Source organism: Georgenia sp. SUBG003, from assembly GCF_000715355.2.
In the GTDB taxonomy this organism is placed as follows: domain Bacteria; phylum Actinomycetota; class Actinomycetes; order Actinomycetales; family Actinomycetaceae; genus Georgenia.
In genome coordinates this window covers 2,782,294-2,798,868 of record NZ_CP180204.1, presented here as the reverse complement: position 1 = coordinate 2,798,868, position 16,575 = coordinate 2,782,294, and the positions used below count along the sequence as shown (strand labels likewise).

10 protein-coding genes and 4 pseudogenes are annotated in these 16,575 nt (G+C 73.6%); 2 read left to right on the top strand and 12 right to left on the bottom strand.

What is annotated here, in order from left to right; genetic code table 11:
* Positions 1-33: 33 nt before the first annotated feature.
* The 4 genes from DA06_RS14245 to DA06_RS14230 form a co-directional block, all read right to left on the bottom strand.
* Positions 34-1,023: a Gfo/Idh/MocA family protein gene (locus tag DA06_RS14245; RefSeq protein WP_052436766.1), complete on the bottom strand. Its 990-nt coding sequence runs from the start codon at positions 1,021-1,023 to the stop codon at positions 34-36.
* Positions 1,024-1,116: 93 nt separating this feature from the next.
* The gene (mshC, locus tag DA06_RS14240; protein ID WP_418605305.1) at positions 1,117-2,388 is read right to left on the bottom strand and encodes a cysteine--1-D-myo-inosityl 2-amino-2-deoxy-alpha-D-glucopyranoside ligase; all 1,272 of its coding nucleotides are present in this window, start codon (positions 2,386-2,388) and stop codon (positions 1,117-1,119) included.
* 91 nt (positions 2,389-2,479) lie between these two features.
* A complete protein-coding gene (locus DA06_RS14235) occupies positions 2,480-2,935 on the bottom strand; it encodes a DUF4440 domain-containing protein (protein WP_052436765.1) in 456 nt (151 codons plus the stop codon).
* A gap of 119 nt (positions 2,936-3,054) precedes the next feature.
* Complete coding sequence (locus DA06_RS14230; protein ID WP_043501177.1) at positions 3,055-3,939, bottom strand: undecaprenyl-diphosphate phosphatase; 885 nt, start codon at positions 3,937-3,939, stop codon at positions 3,055-3,057.
* 129 nt (positions 3,940-4,068) lie between these two features.
* Between DA06_RS14230 and DA06_RS14225 the strand changes: the two are divergent.
* Positions 4,069-4,530: pseudogene (locus DA06_RS14225) on the top strand (aldo/keto reductase); the annotation flags it as partial.
* Between the two features lie 35 nt (positions 4,531-4,565).
* A pseudogene (locus DA06_RS14220) lies at positions 4,566-4,739 on the top strand (aldo/keto reductase); the annotation flags it as partial.
* Here the strand turns inward: DA06_RS14220 and DA06_RS14215 are convergent.
* The 8 genes and pseudogenes from DA06_RS14215 to DA06_RS14180 all read right to left on the bottom strand — a co-directional run bounded on the left by DA06_RS14215 (position 4,716) and on the right by DA06_RS14180 (position 16,328).
* On the bottom strand, positions 4,716-5,549 hold the full coding sequence (locus DA06_RS14215) for an MBL fold metallo-hydrolase (protein WP_418605303.1): 834 nt from the start codon (positions 5,547-5,549) through the stop codon (positions 4,716-4,718). The pseudogene DA06_RS14220 and the gene DA06_RS14215 overlap by 24 nt on opposite strands.
* 73 nt (positions 5,550-5,622) lie before the next feature.
* Positions 5,623-7,702: pseudogene (locus DA06_RS14210) on the bottom strand (acyl-CoA dehydrogenase).
* Between the two features lie 476 nt (positions 7,703-8,178).
* Positions 8,179-8,469 (bottom strand): WXG100 family type VII secretion target, encoded by a 291-nt coding sequence (locus DA06_RS14205; RefSeq protein ID WP_043501166.1) that lies wholly within the window; start codon positions 8,467-8,469, stop codon positions 8,179-8,181.
* Positions 8,470-9,984: 1,515 nt separating this feature from the next.
* Positions 9,985-10,212: an FtsK/SpoIIIE domain-containing protein gene (locus tag DA06_RS14200; RefSeq protein ID WP_418608020.1), complete on the bottom strand. Its 228-nt coding sequence runs from the start codon at positions 10,210-10,212 to the stop codon at positions 9,985-9,987.
* 484 nt (positions 10,213-10,696) lie between these two features.
* Positions 10,697-12,865, bottom strand: a pseudogene (locus DA06_RS14195) (FtsK/SpoIIIE domain-containing protein); the annotation flags it as partial.
* 955 nt (positions 12,866-13,820) lie between these two features.
* Positions 13,821-15,206, bottom strand: a complete 1,386-nt coding sequence (locus DA06_RS14190; protein WP_418605301.1) for an NCS2 family permease — start codon at positions 15,204-15,206, stop codon at positions 13,821-13,823.
* Between the two features lie 181 nt (positions 15,207-15,387).
* Positions 15,388-15,546, bottom strand: coding sequence for a hypothetical protein (locus DA06_RS14185; RefSeq protein WP_043501156.1), 159 nt, complete (start codon positions 15,544-15,546; stop codon positions 15,388-15,390).
* Complete coding sequence (locus tag DA06_RS14180) at positions 15,546-16,328, bottom strand: class E sortase (protein ID WP_418605299.1); 783 nt, start codon at positions 16,326-16,328, stop codon at positions 15,546-15,548. Before DA06_RS14180 ends, DA06_RS14185 begins: the two co-directional genes overlap by 1 nt.
* Between the last annotated feature and the right edge of the window lie 247 nt (positions 16,329-16,575).

The window sequence follows — 16,575 nt, the reverse complement described above, 5'->3', positions numbered from 1 at the left end:
GCCCGAGGCGCCGCTAGCCGGTCGACAGCCCTGCTACCCCGCCGCCGGGGTCTCCCGCCCGGCGGCCGCCTCGATGCGCTCGAGGGTGGCCGCCGTGCGGCGGGTGAGCGCGGCGCCGTCGGGGTCTGCCGTGCCGTGCTCGGCCCGCCGCGCGAAGGCGGCGACCTGGTTGCCGTACTGGTCGCCCGCGACCTCGACGACGGAGACGTCACCGTCCCGCTCGATGCGGATGCGGGCGGTCCCGCCGCGGTTGTCGGCCCGGAAGGCGTCGGGCAGCTCGATGCTCCCGGCGGTGCCGATGAGTCTGGCCTGCGCACGGAAGGGCGCGTCGAAGGAGCAGTGCAGGTTGGCGGTGACGTCGCCGTACCGGGCGGCGACGGCCATCCGGGTGTCGGCGCCACCGGGCTGGTCGCGGTGCGCGACGACGCCGAGGTCGTCCGGCTCTGCGCCGGTCAGCCACCCGAGGAGGTCGACCGGGTAGCAGCCGATGTCCCGCAGCGACCCGCCGCCCAGGTCCGGCCGCAGCCGGATGTCGAGCGGGTCGGTCCTGGGCAGGGTGAAGTGGAAGGACGACTCGACGGTGACGAGCTCGCCGATCGTGCCGGCGTCGAGCAGCTCGCGCAGCCGCTGCAGCTGGGGGTGGTGGCGGTACATGAACGCCTCGGCCAGCTGCACGCCGGCGGTGGCGCAGGCGTCCTCCACGTCGTCGAGCTCGGCGGTGCTGAGCACCACCGGCTTCTCGCAGAGCACGTGCTTGCCGGCCCGGGCCGCGGCGACGATCCACTCCGCGTGGGCGGCGTTCGGCAGGGCGATGTAGACGGCGTCGACGTCCGGGTCCGCGAGCAGCTCGTCGTAGCCGCCGTACGCGCGGGGGATCTCCAGCTCGGCGGCGAACGCCTCCGCCTTCCCGCTCGCGGAGGCGACGGCGAGCACCTCGCCGGCACCGGCACGCCGGATCGCCGGGATGACCGCCTTGCGGGCGATCCGCGCCGCCCCGAGCACGCCCCACCGGATGTCGGACACAGCAACCTCCCTGTCGCGGACGAGCCCGGTGTGCCGGGCCCGCGGTGCACGGCCCGTTGCGGACCGCTCCCCAGGGTAACGACCGGGGAGCCCTTACAGCGCGACGCCGAGCAGCGCGTCGACGGTGCGCCTCACCAGGTCCGGCGCACCCTGGACCTGCTCGCCGTCGCCGGCGAGGGCGGCGCGCGCCCAGTCGTCGACGGCGGCCAGCGCCCGCGGGGAGTCCAGGTCGTCGGCGAGGGCCTCGCGGACCTGCTGCAGCAGCGGCTCGGCGGCGGGGCCGCTCTCCCCCGCCGCCGCCCGGCGCCAGAGGTCCAGCCGGTCGGTGGCGGCCGCCAGGCCGGCGTCGGTGTACTCCCAGTCCGAGTGGTAGTGGTGCGCAAGCAGGCCCACCCGGACGGCCATGGGGTCGGCTCCGGCGGCGACGAGCTCGGAGACCAGGACGAGATTGCCGAGCGACTTGCTCATCTTCTCGCCCTCGTGGCCGACCATCCCGCCGTGGTTGTGGATCATGACGGGCGCCGGCGTGTCTCGCAGCACCCGCAGGTGGGACTCGCTCATCTCGTGGTGGGGGAAGATCAGGTCGCGGCCGCCGCCCTGGACCTCGACGAGGGACCCGAGGTGCTTGCCGGCGATGCAGGCGCACTCGATGTGCCAGCCCGGACGGCCGCGCCCGAGCGAGCCGCCGTCCCAGTCGGGCTCGCCCACGCGGGTGCGGCGCCACAGCAGCGGGTCGAGCGCGTGGCGCTTGCCCTGCCGGTCCGGGTCTCCGCCGTTCTCGGCGAAGACCTCGATCATCTGGTCGGGCTGGAGGTGGGCGCCGGTGCCGAACAGCGGGTCCACGCTGAGGTCGGCGTAGACGTCCCCGAGCTCGGGGGTGTCGCCGCCCGCGCCCTCGGGCAGGGGGACGGCGGTAGGCGGTGCCGTCGGCGAGCATGCGCTCGACCGCCTCGGCCACGAGATCCATCGCCTCGACGGCGCGACGTAGTGGTCGGGCGGGAGGACCCGCAGGGCCGTCATGTCGGAGCGGAACAGGTCCGTCTGGGACTCGGCGAGCTCGCGCCAGTCGGTGCCGGTCTGCTCGGCCCGCTCGAGCAGCGGGTCGTCGACGTCGGTGACGTTCTGCACGTACGTCACCTTCCGGCCGGCGTCGAGCCAGGCCCGCACGAGCAGGTCGAAGCCGACGTAGGTGTTGGCGTGGCCGAGGTGGGTGGCGTCGTACGGAGTGATGCCGCAGACGTAGAGCGTGGCCGTCTCGTCCGTGCCGCGGGTGGGCGTCAGGGCGCCGGCGGCGGTGTCGTGCAGGTGCACGGTGAGGCCGTGACCGGGCAGGGAGGGGACGTCGGGGGCGGACCAGGAATGCACCAGGCGATGCTATCCGCCGCAGACGGTCCGGCATCCCCGGCGTCCACGCCCCCGGCCGGCCGGACGACGGCGCAGGGCCGGGCCGACCGGCTCACCCGCTGACCGGCTCACCGGTCGGCCCTCGGGGTGCGTCGTCGGCGACGACGGTTCCCTGGTGGTAGAGGATCTTCCAGTCACCTGCGTGGCGCTGCCAGATCGTCGCCCGTCGGGTGAGCCTGGTGCCCTGCAGGAGCGTGTAGGTCAGCAGATAGGTGTCCGGGGCGATGGCCCGCAGCCGGAAGTCGCTGGTTCGCCAACCATCGTCGGGCCGGCCGGCCGGGTCCGCCGCGTACCGCTGCTCGAGGACCGACCAGACGTGCTCGCGGCTGTAGCGGCGGCCGGAGGCCCCGGTCTCCCAGAAGCCGGGGTCGGTGAGCCGGTCGAAGTCCTCCCGCGTGGTGCCCAGCCCGGGGCGGTGGAAGATGGGCTCTCGGCGCTCGAGCTCCTCGAGCAGGTCGCGGAGCTCGGGGTCGGTACGACGATCGGGCTCGCTCGCGGCAGGTTCCACGGGCCGAGTATGCCCGCCGCCGTCGTCGGGCGGCGGGACGACCGCGTGAGCCGGGCTCTCTCGCCTGGCGGCGGACGGGACGACGGCGCGAGCCGGGCTGCGCCGACGGCGGGCCGCCGTCAGGCGCCGGCGGCCTGCCCGGACGGCACGGCGTCGATGACGCCGGCGACCACCAGGACGACGACGAGGACCGCGAGCACCAGCCGGTAGATCACGAACGGCTTGTAGCTGTTGGTGGAGACGTACCGCAGGAACCACACGATGACGGCGTAGCCGACGACGAAGGCGACCGCCGTCGCCAGCGCGATGAGCGACCCGGGCACCGTGGCGCTGCCCGGGGCGGGCTCGCCGAAGATGACGTCGGTGAACAGCTTGTAGAAGCCCGAGATCATCACCGCCGGGATGGCGAGGAGGAACGCGTACCGGGCGGCGGCCTCGCGGGTGTACCCGAGCAGCAGCCCGGCCGTGATGGTGCCGCCGGAGCGCGAGACGCCCGGGACGAGGGCGAGTGCCTGCGCCAGGCCGAAGAGCACGGCGTCCTTGGTGCTCATGTGGTCGAGCGTCTTGGTGCGCCGGCCGACGCGGTCGGCCCAGCCGAGCAGCAGGGCGAAGATCGCGAGCATCGCGGCCGTGATGTAGAGGTGGCGAAGGGTGTCGTCGATGGCGTCCTCGAACAGGAGCCCCAGCAGGCCGATGGGGATCGAGCCGAGGATCACGAACCAGCCTAGCCGGGCGTCGGGGTCGCTGCGCGGCACGGTGTTCTTCCACGGCCCGAGCGGCAGGGCCCCGACCCAGGCCTTGATGATCCGCCAGATGTCCTTGCGGAAGTAGATGACGACGGCGGTCTCGGTGCCGATCTGCGTGATCGCCGTGAAGGCCGCGCCGGGGTCGGCGCCGCTCGGGAGGAGCTCGCCGACGATCCTCAGGTGCGCGCTCGAGGAGATCGGGAGGAACTCTGTGAGGCCCTGAACGAGGCCGAGGACGATTGCTTCCCACCAGGTCACGGTCGGCAACGATAGGGCACCGACCTGGGCGCGCCATCGTCCGACGGGCGGAGCGTGCGCAGGTTCACGTGCGGCTGGAGGACGACCCCCGCCTCCTCCCGCCGCACCCCTCAGCGGCACGGGCGGACGATGCCCGCCCACTACGGTGAACCCATGCAGCAACGCAGGGTCGGCCGGACGGGCCTGACGGTCTCCAGCATCGGGCTGGGCACCATGACATGGGGCCGGGACACCGACGAGCACGACGCCACCGAGCAGCTCGAGGCCTTCCTCGAGGCCGGCGGCACCCTGCTCGACACCGCCGCCACCTACGGCGAGGGCGCGTCGGAGGCGCTCATCGGGCGGCTGCTCGGGGCGTCGGTGGACCGCCAGGACGTCGTCCTCGTCTCCAAGGCCGGGGTCCGCTCCCGTCGCACGGCCGACGGTGGAGGCGTCGTCGACGCCTCGCGCGGCTCCCTCCTCGACACCCTCGACGACTCCCTCGACCGCCTCGGCACCGACCACCTCGACCTCTGGCTCGTCCAGACGCCCGACCCCGCCACCCCGCTCGAGGAGACGCTCGGCGCGCTCGAGCACGCCGTCGCGACCGGCCGGACCCGGTACGTCGGCCTGTCCAACTACCCGGCATGGACGACGGCGCAGGCCGCCACCATGCTGCGCGCCGGTCCGGTCCCGGGCTTGCCGCCGTCGAGGTCGAGTACTCGCTGCTGCAGCGCGGCGTCGAGCGGGAGGTCGTACCGGCAGCGTGCGCGCTGGGCGCGGGGCTGCTGGCGTGGTCACCGCTCGGGCGCGGGGTGCTGACGGGCAAGTACCGCGCGACCGTCCCCGCGAGCTCGCGGGCGGCGTCCCCGCACCTGCGCCGGGTTCGTCGAGCCGTACCTCAACGACCGGCCGTGCCCGGGTGCGACCAGGCTGGGGCGCAGGGCGGCCAGCGCGTGCAAGGACCGCCGGGCCGTCTCGGCGTCCCACGTGGTCAGCCGGGGCGGGCCGGCCAGCCTCTGGCGCCCGGAGACGACGCCCGAGAGCGAGTTCAGGTCCACGGTCAGCACGGCGTCGCCCGAGAGCAGGACACCGTCGGAACGGCGCAGGTAGGCGACGTGTCCGGGGGTGTGCCCGGGGGACGGGACGTACTCCCAGTCGGGCATCGCCGGAACCGCGCCGGCCGGCCCGAGCGGTCGTACGACGTCGGTGATGTCACCCGCCGCCTCGACCGCCGTGCGCCGGCGTGCGGGCAGCAGCCTCATGAGCGGGACCACCAGCCACCGGTCGAGAGGCATCGACCGCTCGGGCAGGTACCTTCCGGCCGCCGTCGGCACCTCGTCGGGGTGGACGTGCACCTGCACGTCCCACGTGCGGGCGAGCACCCCAGCCGCGCCGGAGTGGTCGGGGTGGAGGTGGGTCAGGAGGATCGCGGCGGGCCTCTCCCCGGGCCCGAGCAGCTGGTCCACCGCCGCGTCGATCGCCGGTGCGCTGCCGCGCCATCCGGCGTCGACCAGCACCCACCGCCCGCCGGCCGAACGCACCAGGTAGACGTTCGTGGCCGCGATCCCCCGTCCGAGGGTGACCAGGTGGACACCCGGGGCGATCCTCTCCGGGACTGGCCGGCCCATGGGCGCCACCTCCTCGGCCCATCGTGCACTCGCGTCGAGCGCGCCGACAGAGGCGAACGTCCTCGGTGTCGCGTCAGTCGGCCGACGCCGGCTCCGCGACGCCCGCCCGCTGCTGGCCGGCGTGCAGCACCTTCTCGTTGACCGGCTCCCGACCGGCCGCGCGCAGCCGCCGGAAGTGCTCGCGGGCCTCGTCCTGGCGCTCCTTCTCCACGCCGGTGGCGATGGTCGCGCGCAGGTGGCCGGCCGAGTAGCCGAAGGCGTCCACCAGGTCCAGCGCGTGCGGGCGCAGCCGCACCAGGAGCCGGTCGACGTAGCTCGTCACCGTCCTGGCCCGCTGCGCCGAGATGCGCCCGTTCACGAGGTACCAGGCGAGGTTCTTCTCGATCACGGTCAGCCCGAACAGGTCTCGCACGGTGGTGAGCACCTCGCGGGTCCTCTCGTCACGCACCTTCGGCAGCGCGGCGGTGAAGGCCTCCCACTGCAGCAGCTCGGCGTGGGCGCGGGCCGCCTCGATGAGCTCGTGCTGGTGGGCGTTGAACAGTGCGGCCGCCTCGACGGGCGAGGCCCGGCGGGCCGGACGAAGCGCGCCGGCGATCTCCTCGATCATCGCCTCGACGCGGTCCTCGAGCAGCTCCCGCTGGGTGTCGGCCTCCCGCAGGTGCCCGGCGGACCGGGCCCGGGACCCCGAGTCGAGGATGGACTGCGCGGCGCGGCGCAGCGGCGTGCGGTGCAGCGTCATGTCCGCGGCGCGGGCGGCCACGTACCGGGCGGCGCCGGCGATGTCGACCTTCGCCATCTCCTTGCCGTAGTCGGTGAGCAGCCGCTTGCCGACGAGCTGGAGCAGGACGTTGTTGTCGCCCTCGAAGGTGACGTAGACGTCCATGTCCTGGCGCAGACCGACCAGGCGGTTCTCCGCCATGAACCCCGCCCCGCCGCAGGCCTCGCGGGCCTCCTGCAGGGTCTCGAGCGCCAGCCACGTGTTGATCGGCTTGGCGGCGGCGGCGAGCGTCTCGAGGTCCTGGCGGTCCTCGTCGGTGTCGTGCTCGCCGGAGAAGACGCCGTGGAACCGCTCGAGCAGCTCAGCCTGGGCGAACGTGGCGGCGTAGGTGCGGGCGAGCAGCGGCAGCAGGCGCCGCTGGTGCTGCTGGTAGTCGAGCAGGACGACCTCGCTGTGCTCGTCCGCGCCGGTGAACTGCCGGCGCTCGGAGCCGTAGCGGACCGCGACGGCGAGCGCCATCTTGGACACGCTGACGGCGGCGCCGGAGAGCGACACCCGGCCCTGCACGAGGGTGCCGAGCATGGTGAAGAACCGGCGGCCGGGGCTCGCGATGGGCGAGGAGTACGTGCCGTCGGGGGCGACGTCGCCGTAGCGGTTGAGCAGGTTCGTGCGCGGCACCCGCACGTGGTCGAACCACAGCCGACCGTTGTCGACGCCGTTGAGGCCACCCTTGTGGCCGTCGTCCTCCCCCGCCACGCCGGGGGAGGAAGCGCAGGCCGCCCTCGCCGTCGTCCTCGCGCAGGGGGACGTAGAAGGCGTGGACCCCGTGGTTGACGCCGCGCGTGATCAGCTGGGCGAAGACCACGGCGGCGCGGCCGTGCACGGCCGCGTTGCCGATGTACTCCTTCCGGGCGGCCGTGATCGGCGTGTGGACCACGAACTCCTCGGCGTCGGCGTCGTACGTGGCGGTGGTCGCGATGGAGGAGACGTCGGAGCCGTGGCCGATCTCGGTCATGGCGAAGCAGCCGGGCACGGACAGGTCCATGATCCCCGGCAGGAACCGCCGGTGATGCTCCTCGGAGCCCAGGTGCAGCACCGCGGAGCCGAACAGCCCCCACTGCACGCCGCCCTTGATCTGCAGGGAGGGGTCGGCGACGGCCAGCTCCTCGAAGCCGGCGATGTTGCCGCCCGGGTCGTCCTGCCCGCCGAGCTCGACGGGGAACGCGCGCAGGACCTCTCCCACCTCGACCAGCCGGTGCAGCTGGCCGAGCACGCGCTCCCGGTGCTCCGCCGTCGGCAGACCCTCGATCTTCTGCAGCTCGGGGTCGAGGGCGAGGTCGCGGGCCCGGCGGCGCAGCTGCCACCAGCGCCCGTCGAGCAGCCGGCCCAGGGCGGTGACGTCGAGGCGCCAGCCACACGGCGGTGCGGTCGCCAGCGGACCAGCGGCCGAGCGCCGCGGCGCCGAGCAGTGCGGCGCCGAGGCCGAGCAGGCAGGCCAGGGCACCCGCGCCGAGCCGTGAGCGTGACGCGTACGCCCGTCCGAGAACGTCGAGCGCCTCGCGCCGGAGCGGGGCGACGGTGTCGTTCGGTGACAGCGGGTCGACGACCTGGGCCGTGGAGAGGTAGGTCCGGGCTGGCTGCGGCACGAACGGCACCGACTGCCCCTCCTTCCCTGTCGTTTCCCGGGCCGACGTCCACGTCCGGCGACGGCGGCGGGCACGGCCCACCGTCCGTGCCTCTGCGGCTCGGGAGGCGGGCTCGCCGGACCGGACGCGAGACGACCGGGGCGGACGGTCCGTAGCTCCCCCTGCGTGCCACGAGTACCGCCCGGCCCCGGCCGGCCGCCTCTTCGCCGTGCGGGTCGCGAGGGTGTCTCCGCGCCCCTGCGCGCCCGACGCCCCGACCGGCCGGTCAGATGCCGGCGGCGAGCTGCGCGTCGGTGTCCGCCAGCGCCTGCGCGGCGTTGGTCAGGTACTGCGAGAGGTCCTGCAGACCCTCGATCGTCTGCTGCGCCCCGGTGGTGAACTGCTGGTAGGACTCGTTGAACCGCACCGAGGCCTGGTCCGTGACGAACCCGGACTCCACCAGCCCCTGGATCTGCGCCTGCAGCCGGTTCAGGTCCGCGATGATCTGGTCCTTCGCCGTGACCAGGTTGTTGGCCTCGCGCTGCATCTCGTCGTAGGAGACGTTGATGTTCGACATCGTGCGTCACTCCCCCTCGTGGGATCGAGGACCCGCCGCCTGCCGGCGGGATCCGCTGGGAACATTCCTACCGGTCCGAAATGCGCCTTGTCGCCCACCGACCATGGGGACAACTCCCCTACCGCCCCGCTCGGGCGGGGAGAACTCCCCCGCGCCTCGTCAGGTGGGCGTGGCGAAGACGGACGCAGCACGACGATCGCCGCACCGGTCGCGCACCGCGGCGACGAGCGCGGCGGCCGGTGCGACGGCGAGCCAGGCCCAGAAGGCGGCCGGCGGGCCGCGCTCACCCGAGCAGCGGCACCTGGACCTTGCGGACCTTGCCCTTGGCCACGTACATGCCTCGCCCCGGGGGGAACTCCTTGCGCTGCACCCGCGGGAACGAGGTGCGGAACAGCGAGTCGCCCTCGACCGACTCCGGCTGCAGCGCCAGCCCGCGCCGGCCGTTCCGGACCTCCGCGAGCAGCGGCCAGGACGAGCCCCAGGTGGACGTCTCGCCGTCGGCGATCACGAGGTGCTCGTTGCGCTTGACGTTCTGGATCAGCTCGGTGACCGGCTTCTCCGCGGGGCTCGAGAGGAAGTCGGACAGGTTCTCGATGACGAGCACGACGCCCGGCTGTCCACGCTCCGGCGGCGCGGCGAACAGCGGCAGCACCTCCTTGGCGAGCTCGGCGACGTCCGCGGCGCCCGTCGCGGTCCGCTCCCACAGGTCCTGGCCGGCGAGCACGGAACGCCGCGCCCCGAGGTAGACGAACCGGGTGGCCGGCTCGGCCTCGGCGAGCGCGTGGGTGAGCCAGCGCAGCGCGTTCGTCCGGCCTGACTCCGCCGGGCCGGCGAGCAGGAACGTGCCCACGGGCTCGAACCCGACGGGTCCGAGCGTGTCGTCGGCCAAGCCCAGCGCCGGCAGCCCGTCGACGTGGGCGGGCATGTCCTCCGAGGGCACGACCTCGGGCAGCCGGCGCACCGGCGGCGCCTCCGGCGTACCGGTGCGGCGAAGCGTGCCCGCCAGCTTCTCGATGGCCCGGACCTGCTCGGCCAGGCTGGACGTTCCGCCCAGCACCGCGATCTGCATCTCGAGTCCCGACGGCGTGATGGCCCGTCCGGGCGCGGACGCGGCGTCCAGGACGTCCTTGGGCGCGCCGAGCTGCTGGTACGCGTTCTCGTCGGCCAGGCGCATGATGACGCGCCTGGGCAGCGAGCCGGTGACCGAGGTGGGGATGGCGCCGGGGCGGTCGGCCGTCACGGCCACGTGCACGCCCACCGAGCGGCCGTCCACGAGCAGCTGGAGGAAGAGCTGGTACCACGGCGCCCGCCCGATCACGGTCTCCCACTCGGCGCGGAAAGCGGCGAAGCCGTCCACCAGCAGCAGGATGCGGGGCTCGTCGGCGCGACCGGTGATGTCGCGGTACTCCGCGACGTTCCCGGCACGGGCCTCGGCGTACCGCACGGACCGCTCCTCCACGAGGTCCCGGAGCATCCCCAGCAGGCGCTGGACGCGTTCGCCGTCGTCACCGTCGATCACCGCGCGACGTGCGGCAGCCCGGCGAGCGGTGCCAGACCGCCGGAGGAGAAGTCGAGACCGTAGACGTGGACCGGCCCGCCCTTGGGGGTGATGCCCGCGCCGACGGCGAGGGTGCGCAGCGCGGTCGACTTGCCCGAGCCGCCCGCGCCGTAGAAGACGATGTTGCCGTCGGTGTCGGGCCGGTAGAACGTGGTGACCTGGCGCTGGTGGGCGGGGTCGTCCACGACGCCGAGCACGAGCGCGGAGTCCGTGCGCGGCCGCAGCGCGGAGAGGTCCTGGACCTCGGCGAGCGTGGGCAGCCACGGCTTGCGGGCGCCGGCACCCCCGCGACGTCGGCGGCGGCGCGCACGCAGGAGACGATGCGCGCGATGTCGGTGGGCCCCTCGTCCCCGCGGTCGGCGGCACGCTCCTCCTCCGGCCGCTCGGGCGCTCCCACCGGACCCCGGCGCCCATGGCGAGGGTCTCGACGTCGACCTTGGACCTGGGAGCGGCGTCGGTGGTGCGGCCGCCGGCGTAGCCGGCCTGGAACATCGTGATCCGGCCGGGTCCCGTGCGGGCGGCGCCGCGGCCGGGTGTGCCGGGGTCGAAGTGCGCGGCCATCGGCAGGCCGAGGACGTCGGACGAGTCGTTCTCGTCGGCCATGCGCAGGGCGACGCGCAGGTTCGTGTTGGCGCGCAGGTTGTCCTTGATGACGCCGGCGGGCCGCTGCGTCGCGAGCACCAGGTGCAGCCCGAGCGAGCGGCCGCGCTGGGCGACGTCCACGACGCCGTCGACGAACTCCGGGACCTCGGTGGCCAGCGCGGCGAACTCGTCGACGACGATGATGAGGCTCGGCGGCGCCTCCGGGTCGCCGGTGCGCTCGAGGGTGACGAGGTCCTTCGCGCCCTTGCGGTTCAGCAGGTGTTCGCGGTGGTGCAGCTCGGCGCGCAGCGAGGTCAGCGCGCGCCGGACCAGGTGCGGGGAGAGGTCGGTGACCAGCCCCACCGTGTGCGGCAGGTGGACGCAGTCGGCGAACGCGGAGCCGCCCTTGTAGTCCACGAACAGGAAGGTGACCCGGTCGGGGCTGTGCGCCGTCGCCATGCCGAGCACCCAGGACTGCAGGAACTCCGACTTGCCGGCGCCGGTCGTCCCGCCGACGAGCGCGTGTGGGCCCTGGGTGCGCAGGTCGAGCGTGAACGGCTCGGTGGCGCCCTGGCCGATGAGCGCCCGGAGGTTCGCGTCGTGGCGGCGTCGCTGCGGAGGGCGTCCGTCGCGCGGGGTGAGGGAGCCGTTCTCCTGCCAGCGCTCGAGGATGCCCTGGGCGCCCTGGGCGACCTCCGGGCCGACGAGCGCGAGGTAGGAGACCCGCCCGGGCAGGTCGGAGGCGTCGTCCACCGGGGCGCCGGCGTCGCTGACCGCGGCGAGATGCGTGGCCAGGGCGGCGACCTCGCCCTCCCCGAGGGTCTCGCAGGCCATCGGCGTGACGGCGGTGCCGTTCCTGACGTAGCCGGCGGCGCCCGAGTCGGTGGAGCCCGTGACCGCCACGAAGGTGCGGCACACGGCGGGCAGCCGCTCGACGGCGCCCGCACACCAGATCACGTGGACCCCGGCGGAGGGCCCCTCCTCGGCGAGGCGCACGAGGCGTCCACGCTCGATCGGGGCGTCGTCCTCGACCAGCAGCACCACGACGGGCAGGTGCAGCGTCTCGGCGGACCGGCGCGCGGCCCGCCGCTCGTCCACGAGACCCTCGAGGCGAGAGACCAGCTGAAGGACCCCGGCCTGGTGGGAGCCGATGTGGGGGCCGTCCAGCGGCGAGTGGACGGAGCCGACGTGCGGCAGCCACTTCGTCCAGTCCCACCGGGCGGCGCTGGCCGCGGACGTGGCCACGGTGAGGACGAGCTCGGCGGGCGAGTGCACGGCGACCAGCTGGGCGACGACGGCGCGGGCGGCGTCGTCCAGGACCTGCCTGGGGCCGGCGAGCCCGACCGCCCCGCACTCGCGCAGGTCCGCGGTGACGGGGACGCCGTCGACCATGAGCATGTCCTGCCTGAGCGCGGTGACCTGGTCCCAGAACTCGTCGAGGGTGTTGCCGCGGTTGGGCACCTTGACCTCGGTGCGCGAGGGCACGGTGCCCACACCCAGGCGCAGGGTGAGGAACAGGTCGTGCTCGGGCCGGCGGGTCCACAGCAGCGGCTCGAGATTCATCGCGGCCCGGTGCAGCTCGCCGGCCGCGGGGTGCTCGGCCAGTCGCATGGTGCGCTCGGTCTCGCGCCGGGCGTCGAGGTCGGCGCGCACGGAGGCCATGGTCCTCCCGAACTGCTCGACCTCGGCCCGGAAGTTCCGCCGGTTGGTGACCCGCTGGTCGATGTACGTGCCGATGACCATCAGCGGCATCATCGCCATGAAGGCGAGCATCATCGGGTTGCGCCCCATCATGAGGAAGATCGGCACCATGATGAGCGGGACGAGGAGGATGACGATCGGGAACTTCGCCGGCTTCTCGGGAGCAGGAGGCTTGGGCGCCTCGACCTCCTCCCCCACGAAGACCGGTGCCAGGCGCGGGGACCGGTTGAACTCCACGACCGCGGCGTCGGGCCGGGCGTGACGGGAGGCGGCGATCCGCTCGACCCGGATCGTGGTGTCGCCGAGCGTCACCTCGTCCTGCGGGAGCAGGACGGCGCGCTGGACCTGCCCCTCGCCCATGAGCAGACCGTTCGCGGAGCGCAGGTCGGCGATCTCGACCACGTCGGTCACCGAGAGCCGGGCGTGCTCCTTGGAGACGGTCGGGTCCGCCAGCCGGACGTCGCACCCCTTGCCGCGCCCGACGATCGTCGTGCCCTCGGGCACGTCGACCACGCGTCCGGCCTCGGGCCCCTCCGTGACCGTGATGCGGGCCACGGGCGGCGCCTGGGGGTCGCGTCGCTCGAAGCGCTGCGTGGCCTGGGCGAGGGAGACGACGGTCCCCGGACGGACCGTCTGCGCGGCAGGGGCGTCCGGGTCGAGCAGGCGGGTGTGCTCCGGCGCTCCCCCGCGGCCGTGCCGGCGCAGCGTGAGGTTCGCGACCTCCGGCGCGCTGAGGGTCGCCGGCACGGGGTCCGCCTCGTAGAGGTTCCGGGCGACGTCCGCCACCGTGGCGGTGCCGTCCACGGTCACCGCCAGGTCGACCGGCTCGGCGCTGGTGCGCAGGAGCGTCAGCTTGATCCGCACGCTCAGTCCTCCGAGGAGGGCCAGCAGCGAGACGAGCGCCCACCTCGCCGGGCCGGCGTCCCGTGCGGCCGCGAGGAGCGCCGCGACCTCCTCGCGCGAGAGCCCGATGAGGCGCGTCTCGTCGCGGCGCACGACCGGCACGACGAGGCGGCGTGCCGGGGACTCGTCGACGAAGCCCTCCTCGGCGGCGTACCTGTAGAAGGCCCGCACGCACCGGAGCCGCGCCGCGACGGTCCCCCGGGCCGTTGCCTCGCTCCTTCTCGAGGTAGTGACGGAACAGGTCCAGGTGCACCCGGCGCACGTCGAGGGGGTCGAGCTGCACGGTCCGGCACCAGCCGAACAGGATCCGCAGGTGCTGGGAGTAGATGACGAGCGTCCGGCCCCGGAACTGGGCGAGGTAGCCGGCCGCCGCGAGCTCGGCGCCGCCGGGGATCCGGGCCGGCGGCGTCAGCTCCGCGGACATGCGAGCTCCTCTCCCCCCGCGGCCCCGGGTCGGTCGCCGCCGTGGCGGTGAGGTTAGGGCGGCGGGGGCGCCGGGCGTTCCGCGCATCCCCAAATCGGGGCGAGCTCCGGCGTCGTCCACAGCCGCCCGGGGAACGCAGCAGCCCCCGGCCGCAACGGCCGGGGGCTGCTGTCGCCGAGCTTCTCAGCGCAGGCCGAGCGCCTGCTCGATGGGCCCGATGGCGAAGTAGACGACGAACAGCACCGCGACGATCCACATGAGCCAGTGGACCTTGCGCGCCCCGCCCTTGCGGGCGGCGGAGAGCACGACGTAGGCGATGAAGCCCGCGCCGATGCCGACGGTGATGGAGTACGCGAACGGCATGAGGATGATCGTCAGGAACGCCGGGATCGCGATGGCGGCGTCGCGCCACGGGATGTCCGTCACCTGCATCATCATCAGGAAGCCGACGATCACCAGCGCCGGGGTGGCCGCCTCGTAGGGCACGAACGCGGTCAGCGGGGAGAGGAACGTCGCCAGCAGGAACGCGATGCCGGTGACGATGGAGGCGAGACCGGTGCGGGCGCCGTCGCCGACGCCGGTGGCGGACTCGATGTAGCTGGTGTTGGAGGAGACGCCCGCGGCGCCACCGGCGGCGGCGGCGATGGAGTCGACGACGAGGATGGAGCGGGTCCGGGGCGGGTTGCCCTCCTCGTCGAGCAGGTTCCCCTCGGCGCCGATGGCGACCATCGTGCCCATGGTGTCGAAGAAGTCGGCCAGCATGATCGAGAAGACCAGCAGGATGGCGGCGATCGGGCCGAGCTTCTCGAACGCGCCGAAGAGGGAGAAGTCGCCGAGGGTGCCGAAGTCCGGGGCCTGCACCGGCGAGCCGGACAGCGCCGGGACAGTCAGCGCCCAGCCGCCGACGTTCGCCTCGGGGTCGGCGGCGCCGACCTTGGCGACGGCCTCGACGATCGCGGCCATGACCGCGGCGACGACGATGCCGATGAGGATGGCGCCGCGCACGCCCTTGACCATGAGGAAGGCGATGACGAACAGGCCGACGACGAACACCACCGCCGGCCAGCCGGTCAGCGAGCCGTTGACGCCGAGCTGCAGCGGGGTGCCGCCGGGCCGGACGATGCCGGCGTTGACGAGCCCGACCAGGGCGATGAACAGGCCGATGCCGACGGAGATGGCGACCTTGAGGGAGTGCGGGACCGCCTTGAAGACCGCCTCCCGCAGGCCGGTGAGGACCAGGACGAGGATGACGAGGCCCTCGAGGACCACCAGGCCCATGGCGTCGCCCCAGGTCATGCCGGGCAGGTTGACCACGGTGAAGGCGAGCAGGGCGTTGATGCCCATGCCGGCGGCCAGCGCGAGGGGGTAGTTCGCGACGGCGCCCATGAGGATCGACATGAGGCCGGCGACCAGCGCGGTGCCTGCGGCGACGGCCGGCAGGTTCGGCTCGGAGCCACCGCCGAGGAACGCGCCGGTGGAGTCCGGCGTAGACAGGATCAGCGGGTTGACCACGAGGATGTACGACATCGCGAAGAACGTGACCAGGCCGCCGCGGATCTCGCGGCCCACGGTCGAGCCGCGCTCGCTGATGCGGAAGGTCCGCTCGAGCCAGCTGTCAGAAATCCTGGGGGGGCGCGCTCTGCGCAGGAGTGCTCACAGAGGCGGATTGTCGCAGAACGTCCGCCTGACGGGAACCAATATCTCATTACGGACGTTGTCCGAGATCACGTCCGGTGGAGCACCGTTCTCGTCAGCCGCCGACGGTGGTGTCGAGCACCCCATAGGTCTGCGCGATCCACGGGAAGACCCACGTGAAGAGCGCCCAGACGACGGCGAGCGCCAGCACCAGCGCCTCGACCGCCTTGAACCAGCGCGGCCCGGGCAGGAGCCGCCAGATCGCTGCGTACATCAGCTCACCTCCAGGAGATCGGCGGGCATGCCCTCGCTGCGCGGCACCCAGCCCACCAGCTCGGCGTGGGTGATCCACCGGTCCTCGGTGCCCCACAGCGGGTGGCAGGTGGTGAGGGTCAGCAGCCGGTCCGTCGGCTGGGCCTCTGGCTGGCGCGGCACCGGGGCGATGACGTCGGTCTCGGTCTTGTGGACCACGTAGTCGTCGAAGACCTCGTAGACCAGCCACGCCTCGCCGGTCTCGACGACGATGCGGTCGCCGTTCTCGAGCTTGTCGACGTGCCGGTACGCGGCGCCGTAGGACATCCGATGGGCGGCGGTGGCGAAGTTGCCGACGGCGCCCGGCATCGCCGTCTCCGGGTAGTGCCCGATGGCGCCGGTGTTGAGGACGTCCCACATGCCGACGCCGCTGAGCACCGGCACCTGGTAGTCGGCGCCCCACCGCGGCACCCGCAGCGTGGCGAACCCCTCCCCCTCCGCGACCGGCTCCAAGGCGGGCGGGTCGTCCGTGCGGAGCTCGGCCTCCTGCTCGACCACCGGCTGGTCGAAGCGCTCCTGGATCTCCGACACCGCGGAGGCCTGGTCGTCCCGCACCGCGACGTCGGTCCAGAACACCTGCCAGACGACGAAGAGCCCGACGAGCACGCCCGCCGTCAGCAGGAGCTCTCCGACGACGCCCGCGATCCGGGCGCCGACGGTGGGACGACGGCGCCGCGCGGCCCTGCGTCGTTCTGACCGCCCCGCGGGGGTGCCCGCCGGCGCGTCGAGGGTGTCGGTGCTCACAGGGGTGGACTGACTCACATGAACAGCGCGGCGACGAGCACCACGGTGGCGATGACCATCGCGCCGAGGGCTACGTACTCCACCCGTCGCCAGTAGCGCTGACGTTCGCTGTACGACATCTTCTTGCGGGCCATACCGGCATCCTCCCAGACGGCGAAGACTCGCCGCCACGACAACCTACCGGTCGCGAGCGTGACCTGCGTGTGTTTCGGAACGCCGGAGTACGAATCAGAGGGCACGCTCTACC